Here is a 16,814-nt window from a genome sequence, read left to right as displayed (position 1 = left end):
CGGGCCCGCCGGGGCGCGGGCGGCTCAGCGGCCGGTGGTGCCGTCGAGCTGCTCGCGCAGGATGTCGGCGTGACCGGCGTGCCGGGCGGTCTCGCCGGTCATGTGGGCCAGCACCCAGCGCAGCGAACGGGGCTCCGGGCCCACCGGGGTGGCGGTCGGGGCGTCCGGGCCGGCGGCGGCGCGGACGATCGCGTCGCTGTCCGCGCAGGCCTCCCGGTAGTCGGCCAGCACCCGGTCGGCCGGGACGTCCGCCGGGACGGCCATGCCGAAGTCGACGTCCTCGTACTCGGCCAGGCCCGCCACGTGGTGGCCGAACCAGTAGCGCTCGGCCGCCGTCAGGTGCCGCACCAGCCCCAGCAGGTTCGTCCCGGTCGGCACCAGGACGCGGCGCAGCTCCTCCTCGCCCAGCCCCTCGGTCTTCTTCCGCACGGACTCCCGGGCGAAGCCCAGGAAGGCGAGCGCGGTGTCGAGCTCGCCCCCGTCGGCGAACGGGACGGGACGGCGCTGGCTCTCGATCTTCGTCATCCCGCGAACCTAGCCCGCCGCCGGGCGGGCGGCACGCGATTTCCGGACCGCCCCCGGCCTCCCCCAAGATGGGGGCGTGAACGCAGGAGCCGCGGTGGCGGAGTTGGACGGGCGGCCGGTGACGGCGGCGCAGTTGCAGGTGCTGGCGCTGACGAACTACGGGCACTTCACCACGATGCTGGTGGAGGACGGCCGGGTGCGCGGGCTCGACCTGCACCTGGAGCGGCTGGAGCGGGACTGCGCGGCGCTGTTCGGGGTGGTCCCGGACCGGGCGCGGGTGCGGGAGTTCGCCCGCCGGGCGGTGCCCGCGGCGGGGACGGCGGCGGTGCGGGTGACGCTGTTCGACCCGGCGATCGACCTGGGCAGCATCGGCGGGAAGGCCGAACCGCGGGTGCTGGTGACGGCCCGTCCGGTGGGCAGCGGGGTGCCGGGGCCGATCCGGGTGCGGACGGCGCGCTTCGAGCGGGAGCTGCCGGAGGTGAAGAGCGTGGCGCTGTTCGGGGCGCTGCGCCAGCGCCGGCTGGCCCAGCAGGCCGGGTACGACGACGTGCTGTTCGTGGACCGGGACGGCGGCGTCACCGAGGGCGTGACGTGGAACGTCGGCTTCCTGCGCGGCGGCGAGCCGCTGTGGCCGCGCGGGGCGTACCTGGCGGGGACGGCGATGGCGCTGCTGCGGGCGGAGTGCGGGGGCGCCGAGGAGCGGGTGGGGCCGGAACTGGCGGGCGTGGAGGCGGTGTTCGCGACCAACGCGGCGGTCGGCGTGCGCCCGGTGGCGGCGGTGGACGGGCGGCCGTTCGACACCGCAGGGGTGGCCCGGCTGCGCGCGGCGTACCTGGCGGTGCCGGGGGAGCGGCTGTAGCGGGGCTGCGGCTTTGCCATCACATGGTCGGATCATGTGCTGCGCCAGACCGGGACGATGACGCTCGTTCACCGACCATCAGGGCGCAGGCCACCGGCCGCTGACAGTCTCCCGCGCATGGATATCCCGAACATGGGCGTGCCCGCCGAACTCGCCGCACGCATGAGCATGGCGGAGCAGCACGAGTACCTGCGCAGCAAGTTGTCCCGCCGCACCCTGCTGCGCTCCGGCGCGGTCACGGTCGGCGCGCTGGCCGTCGGCGGGGCGCTGGGCTCCGGCACGGCGTTCGCCGACCAGCCGGTGAAGCCCGGTTCCACCACCGCCGGGGTGAACGGTTCGCTGGTCGCCCCGACCGGCCGCCACCTGCAGTTCGGCGCCGACGCCGGCACCCAGATGCGGGTGTCCTGGCAGGTGCCGGCGGCGGTGCGGAAGCCGTTCCTGCGCTTCGGCCGCCACCCCTGGGAGCTCAGCAACAAGATCGAGGCCGAGGTGCGCGCGCTGCACACCCCGGCCCTGGTCGACGGCGGCGTCCCGGTCGACCAGTACTACCTGCACGTGGAGCTGAACCACCTGCAGCCGGGCACCACCTACTACTACGGCGTCGGCCACGAGGGCTTCGACCCGGCCTCGCAGCAGTCGATCTCCACCCTGAAGACCTTCACCACCGCGCCGTCCCGCGACGGCCGCCGGGGCCGGCCGTTCGAGCCGTTCACCTTCACCGCCTTCGGCGACCAGGGCGTCTCCGCGCACGCGGCCGGCAACGACAACGTGATCCTGGCGCAGAACCCGGTCTTCCACCTGCACGCGGGCGACATCTGCTACGCCGACCCGATGGGCCAGGGCCTGGACAGCGACCGCTCCGCGTTCAACGCGCTGACCTGGGACGCCTTCCTGGCGCAGACCGAGCCGGTGTCCGCGAGGATCCCGTGGATGGTCTCCTACGGCAACCACGACATGGAGGCCTGGTACTCGCACAACGGCTACGGCGGCGACGACGCCCGCTTCACCCTGCCGACCAACGGCCCGGACCCGCGCCGGGCCCCCGGCGTCTACTCCTTCACCTACGGCAACGTCGGCGTGATCTCGCTGGACGCCAACGACGTCTCGTACGAGATCCCGGTCAACTTCGGCTACACCAACGGGCAGCAGACCCGGTGGCTGGAGCGGAAGCTGCGCGAGCTGCGGGCGGACGAGACGGTCGACTTCGTGGTGGTCTTCTTCCACCACTGCGCCTTCTCCACCACCCACCAGCACGCCTCCGAGGGCGGGGTCCGGGAGGCCTGGGTGCCGCTGTTCGAGAAGTACCGGGTGGACCTGGTCGTCAACGGCCACAACCACGTCTACGAGCGCACCGACGCGATCCTCGGCGACAAGGTCTCCAAGGCGGTGCCGAGCGGCGGGACGGTCGACCCGGTCAAGGACGGCGTGGTCTACGTGACCGCGGGCGCGGCCGGCCGCAGCCTGTACTCCTTCGACGCCCCCGACAGCTACGAGGGCCACGAGAACCACCAGGACGAGGTGGTCACGTACCACTTCGAGAAGGGCGCGGTGAAGGTCCCCGAGACGGTGCACTGGTCGCGGGTCCGCTACACCGGCTACTCCTTCGTCAAGGTGGACGTCACCCCGGCGCACCGCGGCGCGAACACCACCATGAAGGTGACCGCGCTGGCCGAGGACGGCAGCCGGATCGACCACTACTCGATCGTCCGCCGCGCGGGCCGCGGCGAGCACGGCCACTGACGGCGGGTCGGCGCTCGCCCCGGACCAGGTGCTGCCTGGCCCGGGGCGAGCGCCGTCTAGGGTGGGGCGGTGAGCACCGCCCGTTCGATCCTGTTGTTCGCCCTGGCCGCCGTCCTGGAGATCGGCGGCTGCTGGCTGGTCTGGCAGTCCGTCCGGGAGTCCCGCCCGTGGTGGCTGGCCGGGCTCGGGGTGGTGGCGCTGGGCCTGTACGGCTTCACCGCGGCCCGCCAGCCGGACGCGGACTTCGGCCGGGTGCTGGCCGCGTACGGCGGAGTGTTCGTGGCGGGCTCACTGCTGTGGGGCGTGCTGCTGGACGGCTTCCGGCCCACCCGCTGGGACGTGCTGGGGGTGCTGATCTGCCTGGCCGGCGTCGGCGTGATCATGTACGGGCCGCGCCGGTAGGGGTGTCAGGACGCGATCCAGCGCCAGCCGTTCTTGTCCACGCAGACGATGACCCGGCCGGAGGCGTCGGTGCCCGACACCCCGTGGTCGGAGGGGCGGCAGAACTGGCCCGCCTTATAGCAGTTGCCCGCGTTGGACAGCGGGTGGCAGGCCGCCGCCTGCTGGGTGTGCGCCGGGGTCGGGGTCGGCGCGGGCGGCTTGCTGGTGGTGCGGGCCGCGGTGGGGGTGGACGCCGCCTTGGGAGTGGACGCCGCCTTGGGGGTGGCGGCGGCGGGCGCGGGCGCCTCGGTGGTCGCCGCGACGGTCGGTTCGGGCGTCGGCGTCGGCGACGGGGTGGGCGACGGGGTCGGCGTCGGGCTGGAGGTCGGGGACGGGGACGGCGACGGGGTCGGGCTCGCGACGGGTGCGCTGCTGCGGGTGGCGGCCGGGGAGGGCGGCGCCGCCTGGTCGGTCGGTTCGCAGGCGGTGGCGAACAGGGCGGCGGCCAGCAGCGCGCCGGCGGCGGAGGCCCGGCGCAGGCGGAGGGAGAGGGACAAGACGGCTCATCTCGGAGGGGAGGCTCGGGACGGGTCGCCATCCTTCCGAGTGTGTGCGACCGGTGGAGTTCGAGTGACGGGTTCGTTACCGATCGGCAATCGGAACGCCGCGCAGCACCCCTTCGGCACAGGCCCGGACGTGCCGGCCCGGGCGCTCAGCCGCGCGCGGGTCGCCCGCTCGGTCTCGGCGTCGTACCGCCCGACGGCCGCGCGGGCGGCCGGGTCGTCGAAGCCGCGGAGGAAGTCGGCGAGGTAGCGGCGCAGGTGGTCCTCCGCGCCGAGCTCCTCCTCCACGTCCTCCGGTACGGCCTCGGCTCCGGGTTCGGTTCCGGGCTCGGCTCCGGCGAACAGGCGCAGGGCGAGCGGCAGGTGGGCGGGGGTCATCGCTCCGACGGCGGCGGCCCCGAGCTCGTCGAACGCGTAGCCGAGCGGCCCGCGTTCGCGCAGCAGCCGGGCCCGGGCGGCGAGCAGCGGTTCGACCGCCTCGGCGGGGCGGAGCGCGGTGAGCACCGTGATCAGGCACCGGAGGAGGAGTTCGTCGTCGGTCTCCAGCCCGGCGATCAGCCGGCGGACGGTGGCGGCGCCGCCGAAGCCCGGCCGGGAGAGGGCCTTCGCCGCGAGTGCCTCGCCCCAGACGACGCCGTTCAACTCCTCGCCGCGGCGGGTCTGCTGACACTCCTCGATCAGCGCGGCCCGCTCGGCGGCCCGGGGCGGGAAGGAGCGGATCCGGCTGAGGTGCCTCGACGCGGCGTCACCGGCGTCCAGCAGCCGCAGGTGGAACCCGAGGGCGGCCCGGTGTGCGCGGCGACCCGGGCGGCCAGTTCCTCCGCCTGCGCCGGCGCGGGTTCGGGCACCCAGGCGGAGGGCCTGCCCTGCCAGTCGAACCGGTCCCGGTCCAGTCGGCCGTCGAGCTGGCGGCGGGCGAAGGCGCGGACGCGGGAGATGCGCATGCCGCGCATTGTCGGCGAGGGGGTGCCCGGGGCGCCAACGTCCCTGGTGGAAAAGCTCGGTGCGGGTCCGAACGGAAGTGCTATGTTCGCCGGGTTTCCCGCGGAGGAGGATCATGCAGGACTACCTGGCCGGTGTCGGCCGGAGGATCGCGGTACGGGCCGTGGCGGGGGTGTGCGCCGTGGCGGGCGGGCTGTTCTGGCACTCGGTGCAGGAGTCGGGCCACCACGGGAGCGGCAAGCGGGCCGAGGACGGCGGGCCCGCCGTGTGCGCCCCGATCGGGACGGACTGGCCGGCCGGCTACCCGGCGATGTGCGCCGCGCTGAACCGCCCCGACCTGCCGGAGCTGCTCGGCGTCCCGGGCGAGCACGCCGTGGCCGCCGGGGTCGGCTCCTACTCCCGGTGGGACGCCGGGGCGGCGCAGGTGCAGGTCGGCCGGGTGACGGTCGCGGTGTCCGACCGCCCCGCCGTCCCGTACGACCTGCTGCTGGACGACACCGGGGTGAGCGTCCGGGAGGTGGCGCCCGTGGCCGGGCGGCCCGCGGTCGCCTACGCGGAGCCGACGCTGTGGCTGACCGTCAACCTCGGCTCCGGCGGCTCGGGTTCGCCGGCGGCCGCCGGGTCCGGCGGGAGCGACCCGGGCGGCTCGACGTACCACCTCGTGGTGGCCCGGAACGCGGACGGCAGCGGCGGCTCCCTCGAACTGTCCCTGTGGCGGGACGACGACGGCTACCTGGACAGCGCCCTGCTGCCCGGGCTGGCCGAGAAGCTGATGGCCGGCCTGGACGGCTGGAACGCGCCCCCGCTCCCGGCCGAGCCGGGACAGCCGACCCGCCCGCCCCGGCCGTCCCCGTCCCCGAGCTCGTTCCGCCCCTTCTCGGGCGACCGCTGAGCCGCGGGGCCGCTGAGCCGCGGGGCCGCTGAGCCGCCGTCCGGGCCGCCGGGCCGCTGAGCCGCGCGGCCGCCGGGCCGCCGCCGCTACTGGCGGTAGGTGGCCAGGAAGCGCCCGATCCGGTTGATCGCGGTCTCCAGCTCGTCGGCGCGCGGGAGGGTGACGAAGCGGAAGTGGTCGGGGCGGGGCCAGTTGAAGCCGGTGCCCTGGACGATGTGGATCTTCTCGCGGAGCAGCAGGTCCAGCACGAAGCGCTCGTCGTCGACGATCCGGTGCACGGCCGGGTCGAGCTTGGCGAAGGCGTACAGCGCGCCGCGCGGTTTGACGCAGGAGACGCCGGGGATCTCGTTCAGCGCCCGCCAGGTGACGTCGCGCTGCTCGGTGAGCCGGCCGTTGGGCAGCACCAGGTCGTCGATGGACTGCCGGCCGCCGAGCGCGGCCTGCACGGCGTACTGGGCGGGCACGTTGGGGCACAGCCGCATCGCGGCCAGCATGGTCAGGCCCTCCAGGTAGTCCTTGGCGTGCTCCTTGGGGCCGGAGACCGCCAGCCAGCCGCTGCGGAAGCCGGCCACCCGGTACGCCTTGGACAGGCCGTTGAAGGTGAGGGTGACCACGTCGTCGGCGAGCGCGGCCATGCAGTGGTGCTCGGTGCCGTCGTAGAGGATCTTGTCGTAGATCTCGTCGGCGAAGACCAGCAGGTGGTGGCGGCGGGCCAGGTCGAGGATGCCCTCCAGCAGCTCCTTGGGGTAGACCGCGCCGGTCGGGTTGTTCGGGTTGATCACCACGATCGCCTTGGTGCGGTGGGTGATCTTGGCGGCGATGTCCTCCAGGTCCGGGTACCAGTCAGACTCCTCGTCGCACAGGTAGTGCACCGCCTTGCCGCCGGCGAAGCGCACCACGGCCGTCCACAGCGGGAAGTCCGGCGCCGGGACGAGCACCTCGTCGCCGTCGTCCACCAGCGCCTGGACGGCCATCTGGATCAGCTCGGAGGCGCCGTTGCCCAGGTACACGTCGTCCACGCCGACGCCCGCCACGCCGCGCTGCTGGTAGTACTGCACGACGGCGCGGCGGGCGGGGAGGATGCCGCGCGAGTCGGAGTAGCCGTGCGCGTTGGGCAGGTTGCGGATGATGTCCTGGAGGATCTCCTCCGGCGCCTCGAAGCCGAACGGGGCCGGGTTGCCGGTGTTCAGCCGCAGCACGCTGTGGCCGGCCTCCTCCAGGGCGTTGGCGGTGTCGACGACCGGGCCACGGATCTCGTAGCACACGTCCTTCAGCTTGCTGGACTGGCGAAACTCCATCAGCGGCCTCCCGACCCGTCACCGAGCCCCTGCGGCCGGCTTGCTTCGTTCTACCAAGTAAGGACTTGGAAAGTCCAACCTATTGGCTATGCTGACGGCATGCCACGCCGAAGCTACGACCAGTACTGCGCCGTCGCCCGCGCCCTGGACGCGGTGGGGGAGCGCTGGAGCCTCCTGATCGTCCGTGAACTCCTCGGCGGACCGCGCCGCTACACCGACCTGCACGCCGACCTGCCCGGCGTCTCCACCGACATCCTCGCCACCCGCCTCAAGCAACTGGAGGGCGAGGGCCTGGTGGAGCGCCGCCGCCTGGAGCGCCCCGCCAACGCCACCGTCTACGAACTCACCCCCCGCGGCGCCGAACTGCGCCCGGTGGTCGAGGCGCTCGCCCACTGGGGCGGCCCCGACCTGGGCGAGCCGCGCCCCACCGACGCCGTCCGCGAGCACTGGTACACCGCCGCCCGCCCCTGACCCCCCGGGCCCGGCTCAGCCGGTGCCGCGCAGGTGGTTCCCCTCCGTATGGGCGATGGCAACTCTTCGGTCGCTCATGGTAGTTGGCGAAGAGGTGCCCCGCCGGGCGGGGCGCGTGCGCGGGGCGGTAGGTTTCCGGCGTGGACGAAACGGATCTGGCCGGTGCCCGGGACGGCTTCCGGGCCGGTGCGGCGGGTGCGGCCATCGGGGTCGGCATCGCGCTGGTGGCCTGGGGGCTGTCGGCGGTCATCGGCGACGGGGCCTTCCCGGCGTACCTGCTCGGGCCGCTGCTGATGCCCGCGGTGAGCTTCGTCGGGCCGCTGTGGCGCGAGCGCCCCGGGCACCGGCGGCCCGCCACCCTGGTCGCGCTGGCGGCGTGCCTGCCGCTCATGGTGGTCGCGACCCTGATCGAGGACGGGCAGGAGGACCCCGACGGCGGGCCGACCGTCTGGTGGGGGCCGGTCTACCTGGCGATGCTGCTGCTCTCCGCCACCCTCTACGGCGCGCTCGCCGGCCCGCCCGGCGCCGAACCCGGCCGCAGCTGGCTGCGCTTCACCGGCCGCGGCCGCCGCTACCACCTCGTGGTGTACGGCGGCCTGGCCGCCGCGCTCGCCCTGGCGGTCGGGATCGACGCGGTCGCCGGCTGAAACGCTGCACCAACGCTGCGAGTGGCGCCCCCGCAGCGTTGGGACGACCGTGGCAGGGTGACGGCTCAAGCATGCGGCGGAGAACTGGTGGCCCGGGTCGCCCGGGGCGAACCGGACGCCTTCGAGACGTTCTACCGGCAACTCCTCGGCCCGGTCGGGGCGGTGGTGCGGCGGGTGCTGCGCGACCGGGCGCAGAGCGAGGAGGTCGTCCAGGAGGTGTTCCTGGAGCTGTGGCGCACCGCCGACCGCTACCGCCCCGAACGCGGCAGCGTGCACGCCTGGGCGCTGACCGCCGCCCACCACCGCGCCGTCGACCGGGTCCGCGCCGCGCGGGCCGGGGCCGAGCGCGAACGGGTGGCCGCGCTGCGCGAGTACCGGCCCGCGTACGACACCGTCGCCGCCGAGGCCGAGCGCCGCATCGAGGACCGCGCCGTCCGCGCCGCCCTCGCCGCCCTCACCCCCGCCCAGCGCGAGGCGCTCGCCCTCGCCTACTGGGGCGGCTGCACCCAGACCCGGATCGCCGCCCTGCTGGACGCGCCGCTGGGCACGGTGAAGAGCCGGGTGCGGGACGGCCTGCGCCGGATGCGGGTGGAGCTGGGCTGACGGACGGCCGCCCCCGCAGCGCGGGCGGAGCCCGTCAGCCGCGGCGGCGGCCCGCCGGTCCGGTTCGTCACCCCGGCCCGTCGGTCCGGCCCGTCAGTCCGGCCTGCGGGCCGGCCACCAGACCCGGCCGCCGAGGTCGTGGACCAGGGCCGGGACGAGCACGGAGCGCACCAGCAGGGTGTCGAGCAGGACGCCGAAGGCCACGATGAAGGCGATCTGCGCCAGGAAGGCCAGCGGGATGACGCCCAGCGCGGCGAAGGTCGCGGCCAGGACCACGCCCGCGGAGGTGATCACGCCGCCGGTCGCGGTCAGGCCGCGCAGCACGCCCGCCCGGGTGCCGAGCGCCGCGGTCTCCTCGCGGACCCGGGTCATCAGGAAGATGTTGTAGTCCACGCCCAGCGCGACCAGGAACACGAACCCGTACAGCGGCACCGACGGCTCGGTCGCCGAGAACCCGAACACGTGCGGGAACACCAGCGCCGAGACCCCCAGCGTGGCCAGGTAGGAGAGCGCGACCGTCGCCGCCAGCAGCACCGGCGCCAGCACCGAGCGCAGCAGCAGGACCAGCACCGCCAGGATGCACAGCAGCACCACCGGCATGATCAGCGTCCGGTCGTGCCGGGCGGTGGCCCGGGTGTCGGCCTGCTGCGCCGAGTAGCCGCCGACCAGCGCGTCGGCCCCGTCCACGGCGTGCACGGCGGTGCGCAGCCGGGCGACGGCGGCGAGCGCGGCGTCGCTGTCGGCCGGGTCGGTGAGCGTGGCGTCCAGCCGGACCAGGCCGTCCGCGACGACCGGCGGCGCGGTGGGCGCGCCCCCGGTGTACGGGCGGACGGCGGCGACGCCGGGCACCGGTGCGGCGGCGGCCGTCACCGCGTCGGCGCGGTCCGCGCGGGCGATGATCACCGCCGGGTTGCCGGAGCCGCCGGGGAAGTGCGCGGACAGCAGGCGCTGCGCGGCGACCGAGGGCTGGGCCGTGGTGAACAGCTCGGACTGCGGCACGCCCCGGGCGTCCAGCAGCGGGGAGCAGGCCGCGAGCGCCGCCAGCACCGCGACCGAGCCCACCCACAGCACCCGCGGCCGACGGCCCACCAGCTCGGCGACCCGCTGCCAGACCCGGTGCGAGCCGCCGGTGCCGTCGGCCTTGGGCCGGGCCGGCCAGAACGCGGCCCGGCCGCACAGCGCCAGCACCGCCGGCAGGAAGGTCAGCGCGGACAGCACGGCGCAGGCGATGCCGATCGCGCCGACCGGGCCGAGCGCCCGGTTGTTGGTCAGGTCGGAGAGCAGCAGCACCAGCAGGCCCAGGCCCACGGTCAGGCCGGAGGCGGCGACCGGCTCCACCGAGCGGCGCAGCGCGGTGCGGGCGGCGGCGTACCGGTCCAGCCCGGCGGCGAGCTCCTCGCGGAAGCGGGCGGACAGCAGCAGCCCGTAGTCGGTGGCCGCGCCGATCACCAGGATCGACAGCAGCCCCTGCACCTGCCCGTCCACCCGGACCACGCCGTGCTGCGCCAGCGCGTACACGATCGCGCAGGCCGTGGCGAGGGCGAACACCGCGCCCAGGATCACCAGCAGCGGCAGCAGCACCGCCCGGTACACCAGCAGCAGGATCAGCAGCACCACGCCGAGCGCCACCCCGAGCAGCAGGCCGTCGATGCCCGCGAACGCCCCCGACAGGTCGGCCAGCACCGCCGCCGGACCGGCCACCCCGGCGGTGGCGCCGGGCACCCGGTCGGCCAGGTCGCGGATCGCCCGGACGGACTCCTTGGTGTCCGGCCCGAGGTCGGCGCGCAGCTGCACCACCGCCTCCAGCGCCCGCCCGTCCTCGGACGGCAGCAGCGGCGAGGCCTGCCCGGTGGTGCCGGGCACCTGCGCGGCCGCGGCCAGCGCCTTCCCGGCCTCGGCCCGCAGCGCGTCGTCGACCTGCCCGGAGCCGGACTCCCAGACCAGCACCACCGGCAGCGTCGACTCGGTGCGGAACTCCTCCTCCAGCCGGGTGACCCGGGTCGACTCGGCGCTGCGCGGCAGGAACGCCGCGCCGTCGTTGGTCGACACCTCGCCCAGCCGCCCGGCGAACGGCCCGAGCGCGCCGCCGAGCGCCAGCCAGACCAGCAGCAGGACGAGCGGCAGCAGGAAGCGCAGCCGCCGCCCGGGCGCGGGGCCGGGGGCGGGCGCGGGGGAGGTGGACGGGGCGGATGGCGCGGGCGTCGGCATGGCCGGAGGATATCTCAATCATTGAGAGATCTCTCGGACGACGCGGACACCCGCACCTGATCAGGCACGGACGCCCGCACCGGATCAGGCGTCGAAGGCCGTCGCCCTGGACCGCTCCTCCCAGGCCAGCACGTCCTCCCGGACCTGCTCCAGGTGCCCCAGCACGCCGTCCACCGCGTCCTCGCCCAGCACCAGCCGCAGCGGCGGCCGCTCCGCCTCCAGCGCGGCCAGGATCAGCGCCGCAGCCTTGTCCGGGTCGCCGGGCTGCGCGCCGTCCCCGCCCGCCACGGCCGCCCGGGTCGCGGCCACCGCCGCGTACCGGCCGCCGTCCGCGCTCACCCCGGCCCGGGAGGCCGCGAACAGCGAGGTCCGGAACGCGCCCGGCTCCACGACGAGCACCCTGACGCCGTACTCGCGCACCTCGTCCGCGAGCGCCTCGGACATCCCCTCCAGCGCGAACTTCGTCGCGCTGTACGCCCCGAAGCCCGCGAAGGACAGCTGCCCGCCCACGCTGCTCATCTGCACGACCGCGCCCGCACGCCGCTCCCGCATGTGCGGCAGCACCGCCCGCACCAGCGCCGCCGGCCCGAAGACGTGCACGTCGAACAGGGCGCGCAGCTCCTCGTCCGTGGTCTCCTCGACCGCGCCGACGTGGGTGCGGCCCGCGTTGTTCACCAGCACGTCGATCCGCCCGTGCCGGGCGACCACCCGCTCCACCGCCGCCCCGACCGCCGCGGTGTCCGTGACGTCCAGGCCCAGCGCCTCCACCTGGTCCGGGTGCGCGGCCACCAGGTCGTCCAAGGACTCCGGGCGCCGCGCCGCACCCACCACCACGTCACCCGCGGCCACCGCCGCCAGCGTCAGCGCCCGTCCGAAACCGCTGCCCGCACCCGTCACCAGCCACACCCTGTTCACGGCAACTCCCTTTTCGCCCGCCGTACTTCCGAACGGACACCAGCCTGCCGCCGAACCCCGTTGCCGGTCCAAGACCCGCGGTGATAACCAATCGGCATGGCCCTGGACGTCCACACCCGCGACCTGCGCTACTTCCTCGCCGTGGCCGAGGAGTTGCACTTCACCCGCGCCGCCGAACGGCTGCACGTCTCCCAGCCCGCGCTCAGCAGACAGGTCCGGGCCCTCGAACAGCGGCTGGGCACCGAGCTGTTCCGCCGCGACCGGCACCGCGTCACCCTCACCGCCGCCGGCCACACCCTGCTCCCGCACGCCCGCGAGGTCCTCGACGGATGGACCCGCGGCGCGGACGCCCTGGCCGCCGCCAAGGCCGAACAGCGCAGCACCCTCACCGTCGGCATGAGCACCAGCCCCGCCCGCGGCGGACTGCTCCCCGCCGTCCGCTCCCGCCTCGGCGCCACCCATCCGCAGGTCACCACCCGGCTGCGCCAGGTCAGTTGGGACGACCCCACCGCGGGCCTGGCCGACGGCAGCACCGACGTCGCCTTCGTCTGGCTGCCGCTGCCCGACCCGCACCGCTACGACTGGACGGTCGTCGCCGAGGAACCCCGCCGGATCGCCCTCCCCGCCGCCCACCCGCTCGCCGCCCGCCCCGCGGTCGACTTCGCCGACCTGCTCGACGAACCCTTCCTCGCCCTCCCCCCGGACGCCGGCCCGCTGCGCGACCACTGGCTGGCCCTGGACGCCCGGGCCGGCCGCCCGCCCCGGATCGGCGCCGAGGTCGCCGGGGTCGAGGAGACCTACGAGGCCCTGATCGCCGGCCTCGGCGTCTGCCTGGTCGCCGACGGCAACGCCCCCCTCATCGCCCACGCCGGCGTCACCACCCGCCCCGTCACCGGCATCGGCCCCAGCCACTACGCCCTCGCCTGGCGCCGCGAGGACGCCCGCCACCCCCTCGTCCGCGCCTACGCGGAAGCCTGCCGCGCGACGGTGGGCGGGTAGGCCGGACCCCGGCGGACGGTCCTGCCCCCGGCGGACGGTCCTGCCCCCGGCGGACGGTCCGGCTACCCCGCCCGCGCTCCCGGGACGGCGGCGGGGCACCGGGGAACAGGCCGTAGGCTGACGCGGTGCCAGAAGAGCTGCCCGAAGTGACGGCGAGCACCGGGGAGGTCGCCCGGCGGCTCGGCGTGTCGCCGACCACCGTCCGCTCCTGGGAGCGCCGCTACGGCATCGGCCCGGCAGAACGGGCCGAGGGGCGGCACCGGCGCTGGACGGTGCGGGACGTGGCCGTGCTGGAGGCGATGTGCCGGCTCACCGCGCGCGGCACGCCGCCCGCCGAAGCCGCCCGGCTCGCCCCCGCGCTGGCCGGGCGGCCCGCCGAACCGGCCGCCGTCGAGGCCCCGGCCGGGCAGGTGCGGCCCGAGGTGCGCGGGCTGGCCCGGGCCGCCCGGCGGCTGGACGCGCCCGAGGTGGCCCGCCTGCTGCACGCCAGCGTCGGACGGCTGGGCGCCGTCGCCGCCTGGACGGACGTGATGACGCCCGCGCTGCGCGCCGCCGGACGCAGCTGGGCCGCCGGGGGCGGCGAACACCACGTCGAGGTCGAGCACCTGCTGTCCTGGCACGTCTCCAGCGCGCTGCGCCGGATCGCCGAACCCCCGGCGGCCGCGGCCGGACCGCCCGTGCTGCTGGCCGCGATGCCCGGCGAGCAGCACACCCTGCCGCTGGAGGCGGTGGCCGCCGCGCTCTCCGAACGCGGCCTGCCGTTCCGGATCTTCGGCGCCGCGCTGCCCGTCGAGGCGCTCGCCGCCGCCGTCCGGCGCACCGGCCCCGCCGCCGTCCTGCTCTGGTCGCAGACCCGCGCCACCGCCGACCCGGCCCCCGCCCGCGCCGTCGCCGCCACCGCCTGGGGCACCCGCGGCGCCCGGGTCCGTCCCGCCCTGCTCGCCGCGGGCCCGGGCTGGCAGCGGGCCACCCGCCCGCCCGGCGCCCTGCTCCCCCGGGACCTGCCGGGTGCGCTCGACCTGCTGGCGCGGGCGCTAGGGTCGTGACCGGTCCGGCGGGTGACCGGGCAGGCGGGCGGACGGGTGCGGTGGTGGAGGAGCGGGCGGTGGCGCAGCGGGAGTTCGGGCGCTTGTTGCAGGGGCTGGCCTCCGAGATGAACCTGCTGGGGCACGACTTCGCGGCGGCCTCGGGGCTGCACGCCACCGACGTCCAGGCGCTGCTGGCGGTGCTGCGGGCGGCCGACCCGCCCGGGATCACGCCCGGCGGGCTGCGGGCCGAACTCGGGCTGACCTCCGGCGCGGTGACCGCGGTGCTGGACCGGCTGGAGCGGGCCGGCCACGTCCACCGGACCAGGGACGAGGCGGACCGGCGCCAGGTGCACGTCCACTACCACCCGGACGCGGCCCGGATCGCCGGCGAGTGGTTCGCCCCCGTCGCCGAGTGCACCGACCGGGTGCGGGCCGAGTTCGCGCCGGAGCAGGTCGCCACCGTGGTCCGCTTCCTCACCCGGATGACCGAGGAACTGGCCGAACTGCGGCTGGCCAGACGGGCCGAGTAGCCGCCGGACCGGGCGGCCGGCGGCGGGCCCCGGACGGGTTCCCGGACAGGCCCCGGGCGGGTTCCCGGACGGGCCCCGGAACCGTCCCGCCGGACACGCCCGATTCGGGCGCCATCGCGGGTTCTCGAACCTTTTGCCCGGTATGGTCGGCGGGCGTCCGAACGTCCGGCAGCCCCCTGGGAGCACCCGCCATGCCGCAGCCCCAACCGGTCCTCGCCACGCTGACCGGGGCCGCCGTGTTCCTGGTGCTCGGGATCGAGGACGGCGGCGAGCAGACCGTCCGCGACCTGCTGCCCGACCTCGGCGGCCTGGCCCGCAGCGTCGGCACCCGGGCCCCGCGCGAGGAGGTCAGCCTGGTGCTCGGCATCGGCTCCGACGCCTGGGACCGCCTGTTCGCCGGCCCCCGCCCGGCCGACCTGCACCCCTTCGTCGAACTCGCCGGCCCCCGGCACCTCGCCCCCGCCACCCCCGGCGACCTGCTGCTGCACATCCGCGCCGAACGCATGGACCTCTGCTTCGAACTGGCCACCCTGACCAGCCGCCGGCTCGGCGACCGGGTCACCGTGCTCGACGAGACGCACGGCTTCCGGTACTTCGACTGCCGCGACCTGATCGGCTTCGTCGACGGCACCGAGAACCCCACCGGACGGGACGCCGCCGAGGCCGTCCTGATCGGCGGCGAGGACCCGGCGTTCGCCGGCGGCAGCTACGTGATCGTGCAGAAGTACCTGCACGACATGGCGGGTTGGAACGCGATCGGCACCGAGCACCAGGAACGCGTGATCGGTCGCACCAAGCTCGACAACGTCGAACTCGACGACGCCGCCAAGCCCGCCGACTCGCACGTCGCGCTGAACACCGTCACCGGCCCGGACGGCGAGGACCGCGACATCTGGCGGCTGAACATGCCGTTCGGCTCCTTCGCCGAGGGCGGCGAGTGCGGCACCTACTTCATCGGGTACGCCCGCGACCCCGGGGTCACCGAGGAGATGCTGCGCAACATGTTCCTCGGCCGCGGCCCCGCCGCGCACGACCGGCTGCTGGACTTCTCCACCGCCGTCACCGGCACCTTCTTCCACGTCCCCAGCGCGGACTTCCTGGACGACCCGCCACCCGCCCCCGGCGCGCCCGCCCCGGCCGCCGAAGCCGTGCCCGTCCCGGCGGTCCGGGACGGCAGCCTCCACATCGGCAGCCTGAAAAGGAGCACCGCACCGTGAACAACCTGCACCGCGACCTGGCGCCCGTCTCCGCCGCCGCCTGGGCCGAGATCGAGGAGGAGGCCCGGCGCACCTTCCGCCTGCACGTCGCCGGCCGCCGGGTGGTCGACCTGGCCGGCCCCGACGGCCCCGGACTCGCCGCCGTCGGCACCGGGCACCTCGCCGACATCGCCGCCCCCGCCAACGGCATCCGGGCCCGCGCCCGGGAGTCCCTCCAGGTCGTCGAGCTCCGCGTCCCCTTCACCGTCACCCGGGCCGCCGTCGACGACGTCGAGCGCGGCTCCAAGGACTCCGACTGGGACCCGGTCAAGGACGCCGCCCGCACCATCGCCCTCGCCGAGGACCGCGCCGTCTTCGACGGCTACCAGGCCGCGGGCATCACCGGCATCCGCGACGGCTCCTCCAACCACCCCGTCGCCCTCCCCGCCGACGTCCGCGAGTACCCCAACGCCGTCAGCCGCGCCCTCACCGCGCTGCGCCTGGCCGGTGTCGGCGGCCCCTACTCGCTGCTGCTCGGCGCCGACACCTTCACCGCCGTCAACGAGACCTCCGACCACGGCTACCCCGTCCACAACCCCCTCGCCCGCCTCCTCGACGGCGAGATCATCTGGGCCCCCGCCGTCGAGGGCGCCGTCCTGCTCTCCGCCCGCGGCGGCGACTTCGAACTCCACCTCGGCGAGGACCTCTCCATCGGCTACCTCTCCCACGACGACACCACCGTCCACCTCTACCTCCAGGAATCCCTCACCTTCCAGCTCCACACCCCGGAGGCGGCCGTCACCCTCACCTCCGCCTGACCCGGCCGCCCGCACCCCCGCCCACCCCGCCCCGCTCCGGCCCGCCCGGCCGGGGCGGGTGGGTTTTTCCGGGCCAACTGTGGCTACTGGAAGGGGAGTTGGGAGAGCCGGGGGCGGAATCCGGACAATGCCGGGGGAAGCCTTCCGGGGCGGGGCGCGGGGCCGCACGATGTGAGGACTCGTGCGGGGATTCCGGTGA

At 75.7% G+C, this 16,814-nt stretch carries 19 protein-coding genes; 12 read left to right on the top strand and 7 right to left on the bottom strand.

Features of this window, described 5'->3' with window-relative positions; translation table 11 throughout:
• Window positions 1–24: 24 nt before the first annotated feature.
• Window positions 25–525, bottom strand: coding sequence for a DinB family protein (locus tag HUT16_RS08200; protein WP_176186902.1), 501 nt, complete (start codon window positions 523–525; stop codon window positions 25–27).
• Window positions 526–619: 94 nt separating this feature from the next.
• On the opposite strand from HUT16_RS08200, the gene HUT16_RS08195 reads away from it, so the two are divergent.
• The 3 genes from HUT16_RS08195 to HUT16_RS08185 all read left to right on the top strand — a co-directional run bounded on the left by HUT16_RS08195 (window position 620) and on the right by HUT16_RS08185 (window position 3,526).
• Window positions 620–1,384 carry an aminotransferase class IV gene (locus HUT16_RS08195; RefSeq protein WP_176192555.1) on the top strand — a complete coding sequence of 255 codons (765 nt, stop codon included), beginning with the start codon at window positions 620–622 and terminating at the stop codon, window positions 1,382–1,384.
• A gap of 117 nt (window positions 1,385–1,501) precedes the next feature.
• On the top strand, window positions 1,502–3,124 hold the full coding sequence (locus HUT16_RS08190) for a metallophosphoesterase family protein (RefSeq protein WP_176186900.1): 1,623 nt from the start codon (window positions 1,502–1,504) through the stop codon (window positions 3,122–3,124).
• Between the two features lie 69 nt (window positions 3,125–3,193).
• Window positions 3,194–3,526 (top strand): YnfA family protein, encoded by a 333-nt coding sequence (locus tag HUT16_RS08185; protein WP_176186898.1) that lies wholly within the window; start codon window positions 3,194–3,196, stop codon window positions 3,524–3,526.
• A 5-nt stretch (window positions 3,527–3,531) separates the two neighbouring features.
• Here the strand turns inward: HUT16_RS08185 and HUT16_RS08180 are convergent, their stop codons facing one another.
• The 3 genes from HUT16_RS08180 to HUT16_RS08170 are packed head-to-tail and all read right to left on the bottom strand — an operon-like array spanning window position 3,532 to window position 5,012.
• Window positions 3,532–4,062, bottom strand: coding sequence for a hypothetical protein (locus tag HUT16_RS08180; RefSeq protein ID WP_176186896.1), 531 nt, complete (start codon window positions 4,060–4,062; stop codon window positions 3,532–3,534).
• A 6-nt stretch (window positions 4,063–4,068) separates the two neighbouring features.
• Window positions 4,069–4,710 (bottom strand): hypothetical protein, encoded by a 642-nt coding sequence (locus tag HUT16_RS08175; RefSeq protein WP_176186894.1) that lies wholly within the window; start codon window positions 4,708–4,710, stop codon window positions 4,069–4,071.
• A 35-nt stretch (window positions 4,711–4,745) separates the two neighbouring features.
• The gene (locus HUT16_RS08170) at window positions 4,746–5,012 is read right to left on the bottom strand and encodes a hypothetical protein (RefSeq protein WP_176186892.1); all 267 of its coding nucleotides are present in this window, start codon (window positions 5,010–5,012) and stop codon (window positions 4,746–4,748) included.
• Window positions 5,013–5,125: 113 nt separating this feature from the next.
• Between HUT16_RS08170 and HUT16_RS08165 the strand changes: the two genes are divergently transcribed.
• A complete protein-coding gene (locus HUT16_RS08165) occupies window positions 5,126–5,902 on the top strand; it encodes a DUF6215 domain-containing protein (RefSeq protein WP_176186890.1) in 777 nt (258 codons plus the stop codon).
• An 86-nt stretch (window positions 5,903–5,988) separates the two neighbouring features.
• Here HUT16_RS08165 and HUT16_RS08160 read toward each other — a convergent pair whose 3' ends face one another.
• Window positions 5,989–7,200, bottom strand: a complete 1,212-nt coding sequence (locus HUT16_RS08160) for a pyridoxal phosphate-dependent aminotransferase (protein WP_176186888.1) — start codon at window positions 7,198–7,200, stop codon at window positions 5,989–5,991.
• A 99-nt stretch (window positions 7,201–7,299) separates the two neighbouring features.
• Here HUT16_RS08160 and HUT16_RS08155 point away from each other — a divergent pair, with 99 nt between their 5' ends.
• From HUT16_RS08155 to HUT16_RS08145, 3 genes are all read left to right on the top strand, one after another.
• Window positions 7,300–7,671, top strand: a complete 372-nt coding sequence (locus HUT16_RS08155) for a helix-turn-helix domain-containing protein (RefSeq protein WP_176186886.1) — start codon at window positions 7,300–7,302, stop codon at window positions 7,669–7,671.
• 140 nt (window positions 7,672–7,811) lie between these two features.
• Window positions 7,812–8,318 carry a hypothetical protein gene (locus HUT16_RS08150; protein ID WP_176186884.1) on the top strand — a complete coding sequence of 169 codons (507 nt, stop codon included), beginning with the start codon at window positions 7,812–7,814 and terminating at the stop codon, window positions 8,316–8,318.
• Window positions 8,319–8,375: 57 nt separating this feature from the next.
• Window positions 8,376–8,921 (top strand): sigma-70 family RNA polymerase sigma factor, encoded by a 546-nt coding sequence (locus HUT16_RS08145; RefSeq protein WP_176186882.1) that lies wholly within the window; start codon window positions 8,376–8,378, stop codon window positions 8,919–8,921.
• A gap of 93 nt (window positions 8,922–9,014) precedes the next feature.
• On the opposite strand, the gene HUT16_RS08140 is transcribed toward HUT16_RS08145, so the two are convergent.
• Window positions 9,015–11,129, bottom strand: coding sequence for an MMPL family transporter (locus tag HUT16_RS08140; protein ID WP_176186880.1), 2,115 nt, complete (start codon window positions 11,127–11,129; stop codon window positions 9,015–9,017).
• Window positions 11,130–11,213: 84 nt separating this feature from the next.
• Window positions 11,214–12,044 (bottom strand): oxidoreductase, encoded by an 831-nt coding sequence (locus HUT16_RS08135; RefSeq protein ID WP_176186878.1) that lies wholly within the window; start codon window positions 12,042–12,044, stop codon window positions 11,214–11,216.
• A 96-nt stretch (window positions 12,045–12,140) separates the two neighbouring features.
• On the opposite strand from HUT16_RS08135, the gene HUT16_RS08130 reads away from it, so the two are divergent.
• The 5 genes from HUT16_RS08130 (at window position 12,141) to HUT16_RS08110 (ending at window position 16,615) form a co-directional block, all read left to right on the top strand.
• Window positions 12,141–13,043 carry a LysR family transcriptional regulator gene (locus HUT16_RS08130; RefSeq protein WP_176186876.1) on the top strand — a complete coding sequence of 301 codons (903 nt, stop codon included), beginning with the start codon at window positions 12,141–12,143 and terminating at the stop codon, window positions 13,041–13,043.
• A 125-nt stretch (window positions 13,044–13,168) separates the two neighbouring features.
• On the top strand, window positions 13,169–14,089 hold the full coding sequence (locus HUT16_RS08125) for a MerR family transcriptional regulator (protein ID WP_176186875.1): 921 nt from the start codon (window positions 13,169–13,171) through the stop codon (window positions 14,087–14,089).
• A 59-nt stretch (window positions 14,090–14,148) separates the two neighbouring features.
• Window positions 14,149–14,601 (top strand): MarR family winged helix-turn-helix transcriptional regulator, encoded by a 453-nt coding sequence (locus HUT16_RS08120; protein WP_254897704.1) that lies wholly within the window; start codon window positions 14,149–14,151, stop codon window positions 14,599–14,601.
• A 191-nt stretch (window positions 14,602–14,792) separates the two neighbouring features.
• A complete protein-coding gene (locus HUT16_RS08115) occupies window positions 14,793–15,818 on the top strand; it encodes a Dyp-type peroxidase (RefSeq protein WP_176186871.1) in 1,026 nt (341 codons plus the stop codon).
• Window positions 15,815–16,615 carry a family 1 encapsulin nanocompartment shell protein gene (locus HUT16_RS08110; protein ID WP_176186869.1) on the top strand — a complete coding sequence of 267 codons (801 nt, stop codon included), beginning with the start codon at window positions 15,815–15,817 and terminating at the stop codon, window positions 16,613–16,615. The genes HUT16_RS08115 and HUT16_RS08110 overlap by 4 nt, the downstream gene beginning before the upstream one ends.
• Window positions 16,616–16,814 lie beyond the last annotated feature (199 nt).

The organism is Kitasatospora sp. NA04385, from assembly GCF_013364235.1.
GTDB lineage: Bacteria > Actinomycetota > Actinomycetes > Streptomycetales > Streptomycetaceae > Kitasatospora.
Note: the sequence above shows the minus strand (reverse complement) of the source record. Positions and strands in the feature narration are given on the sequence as shown.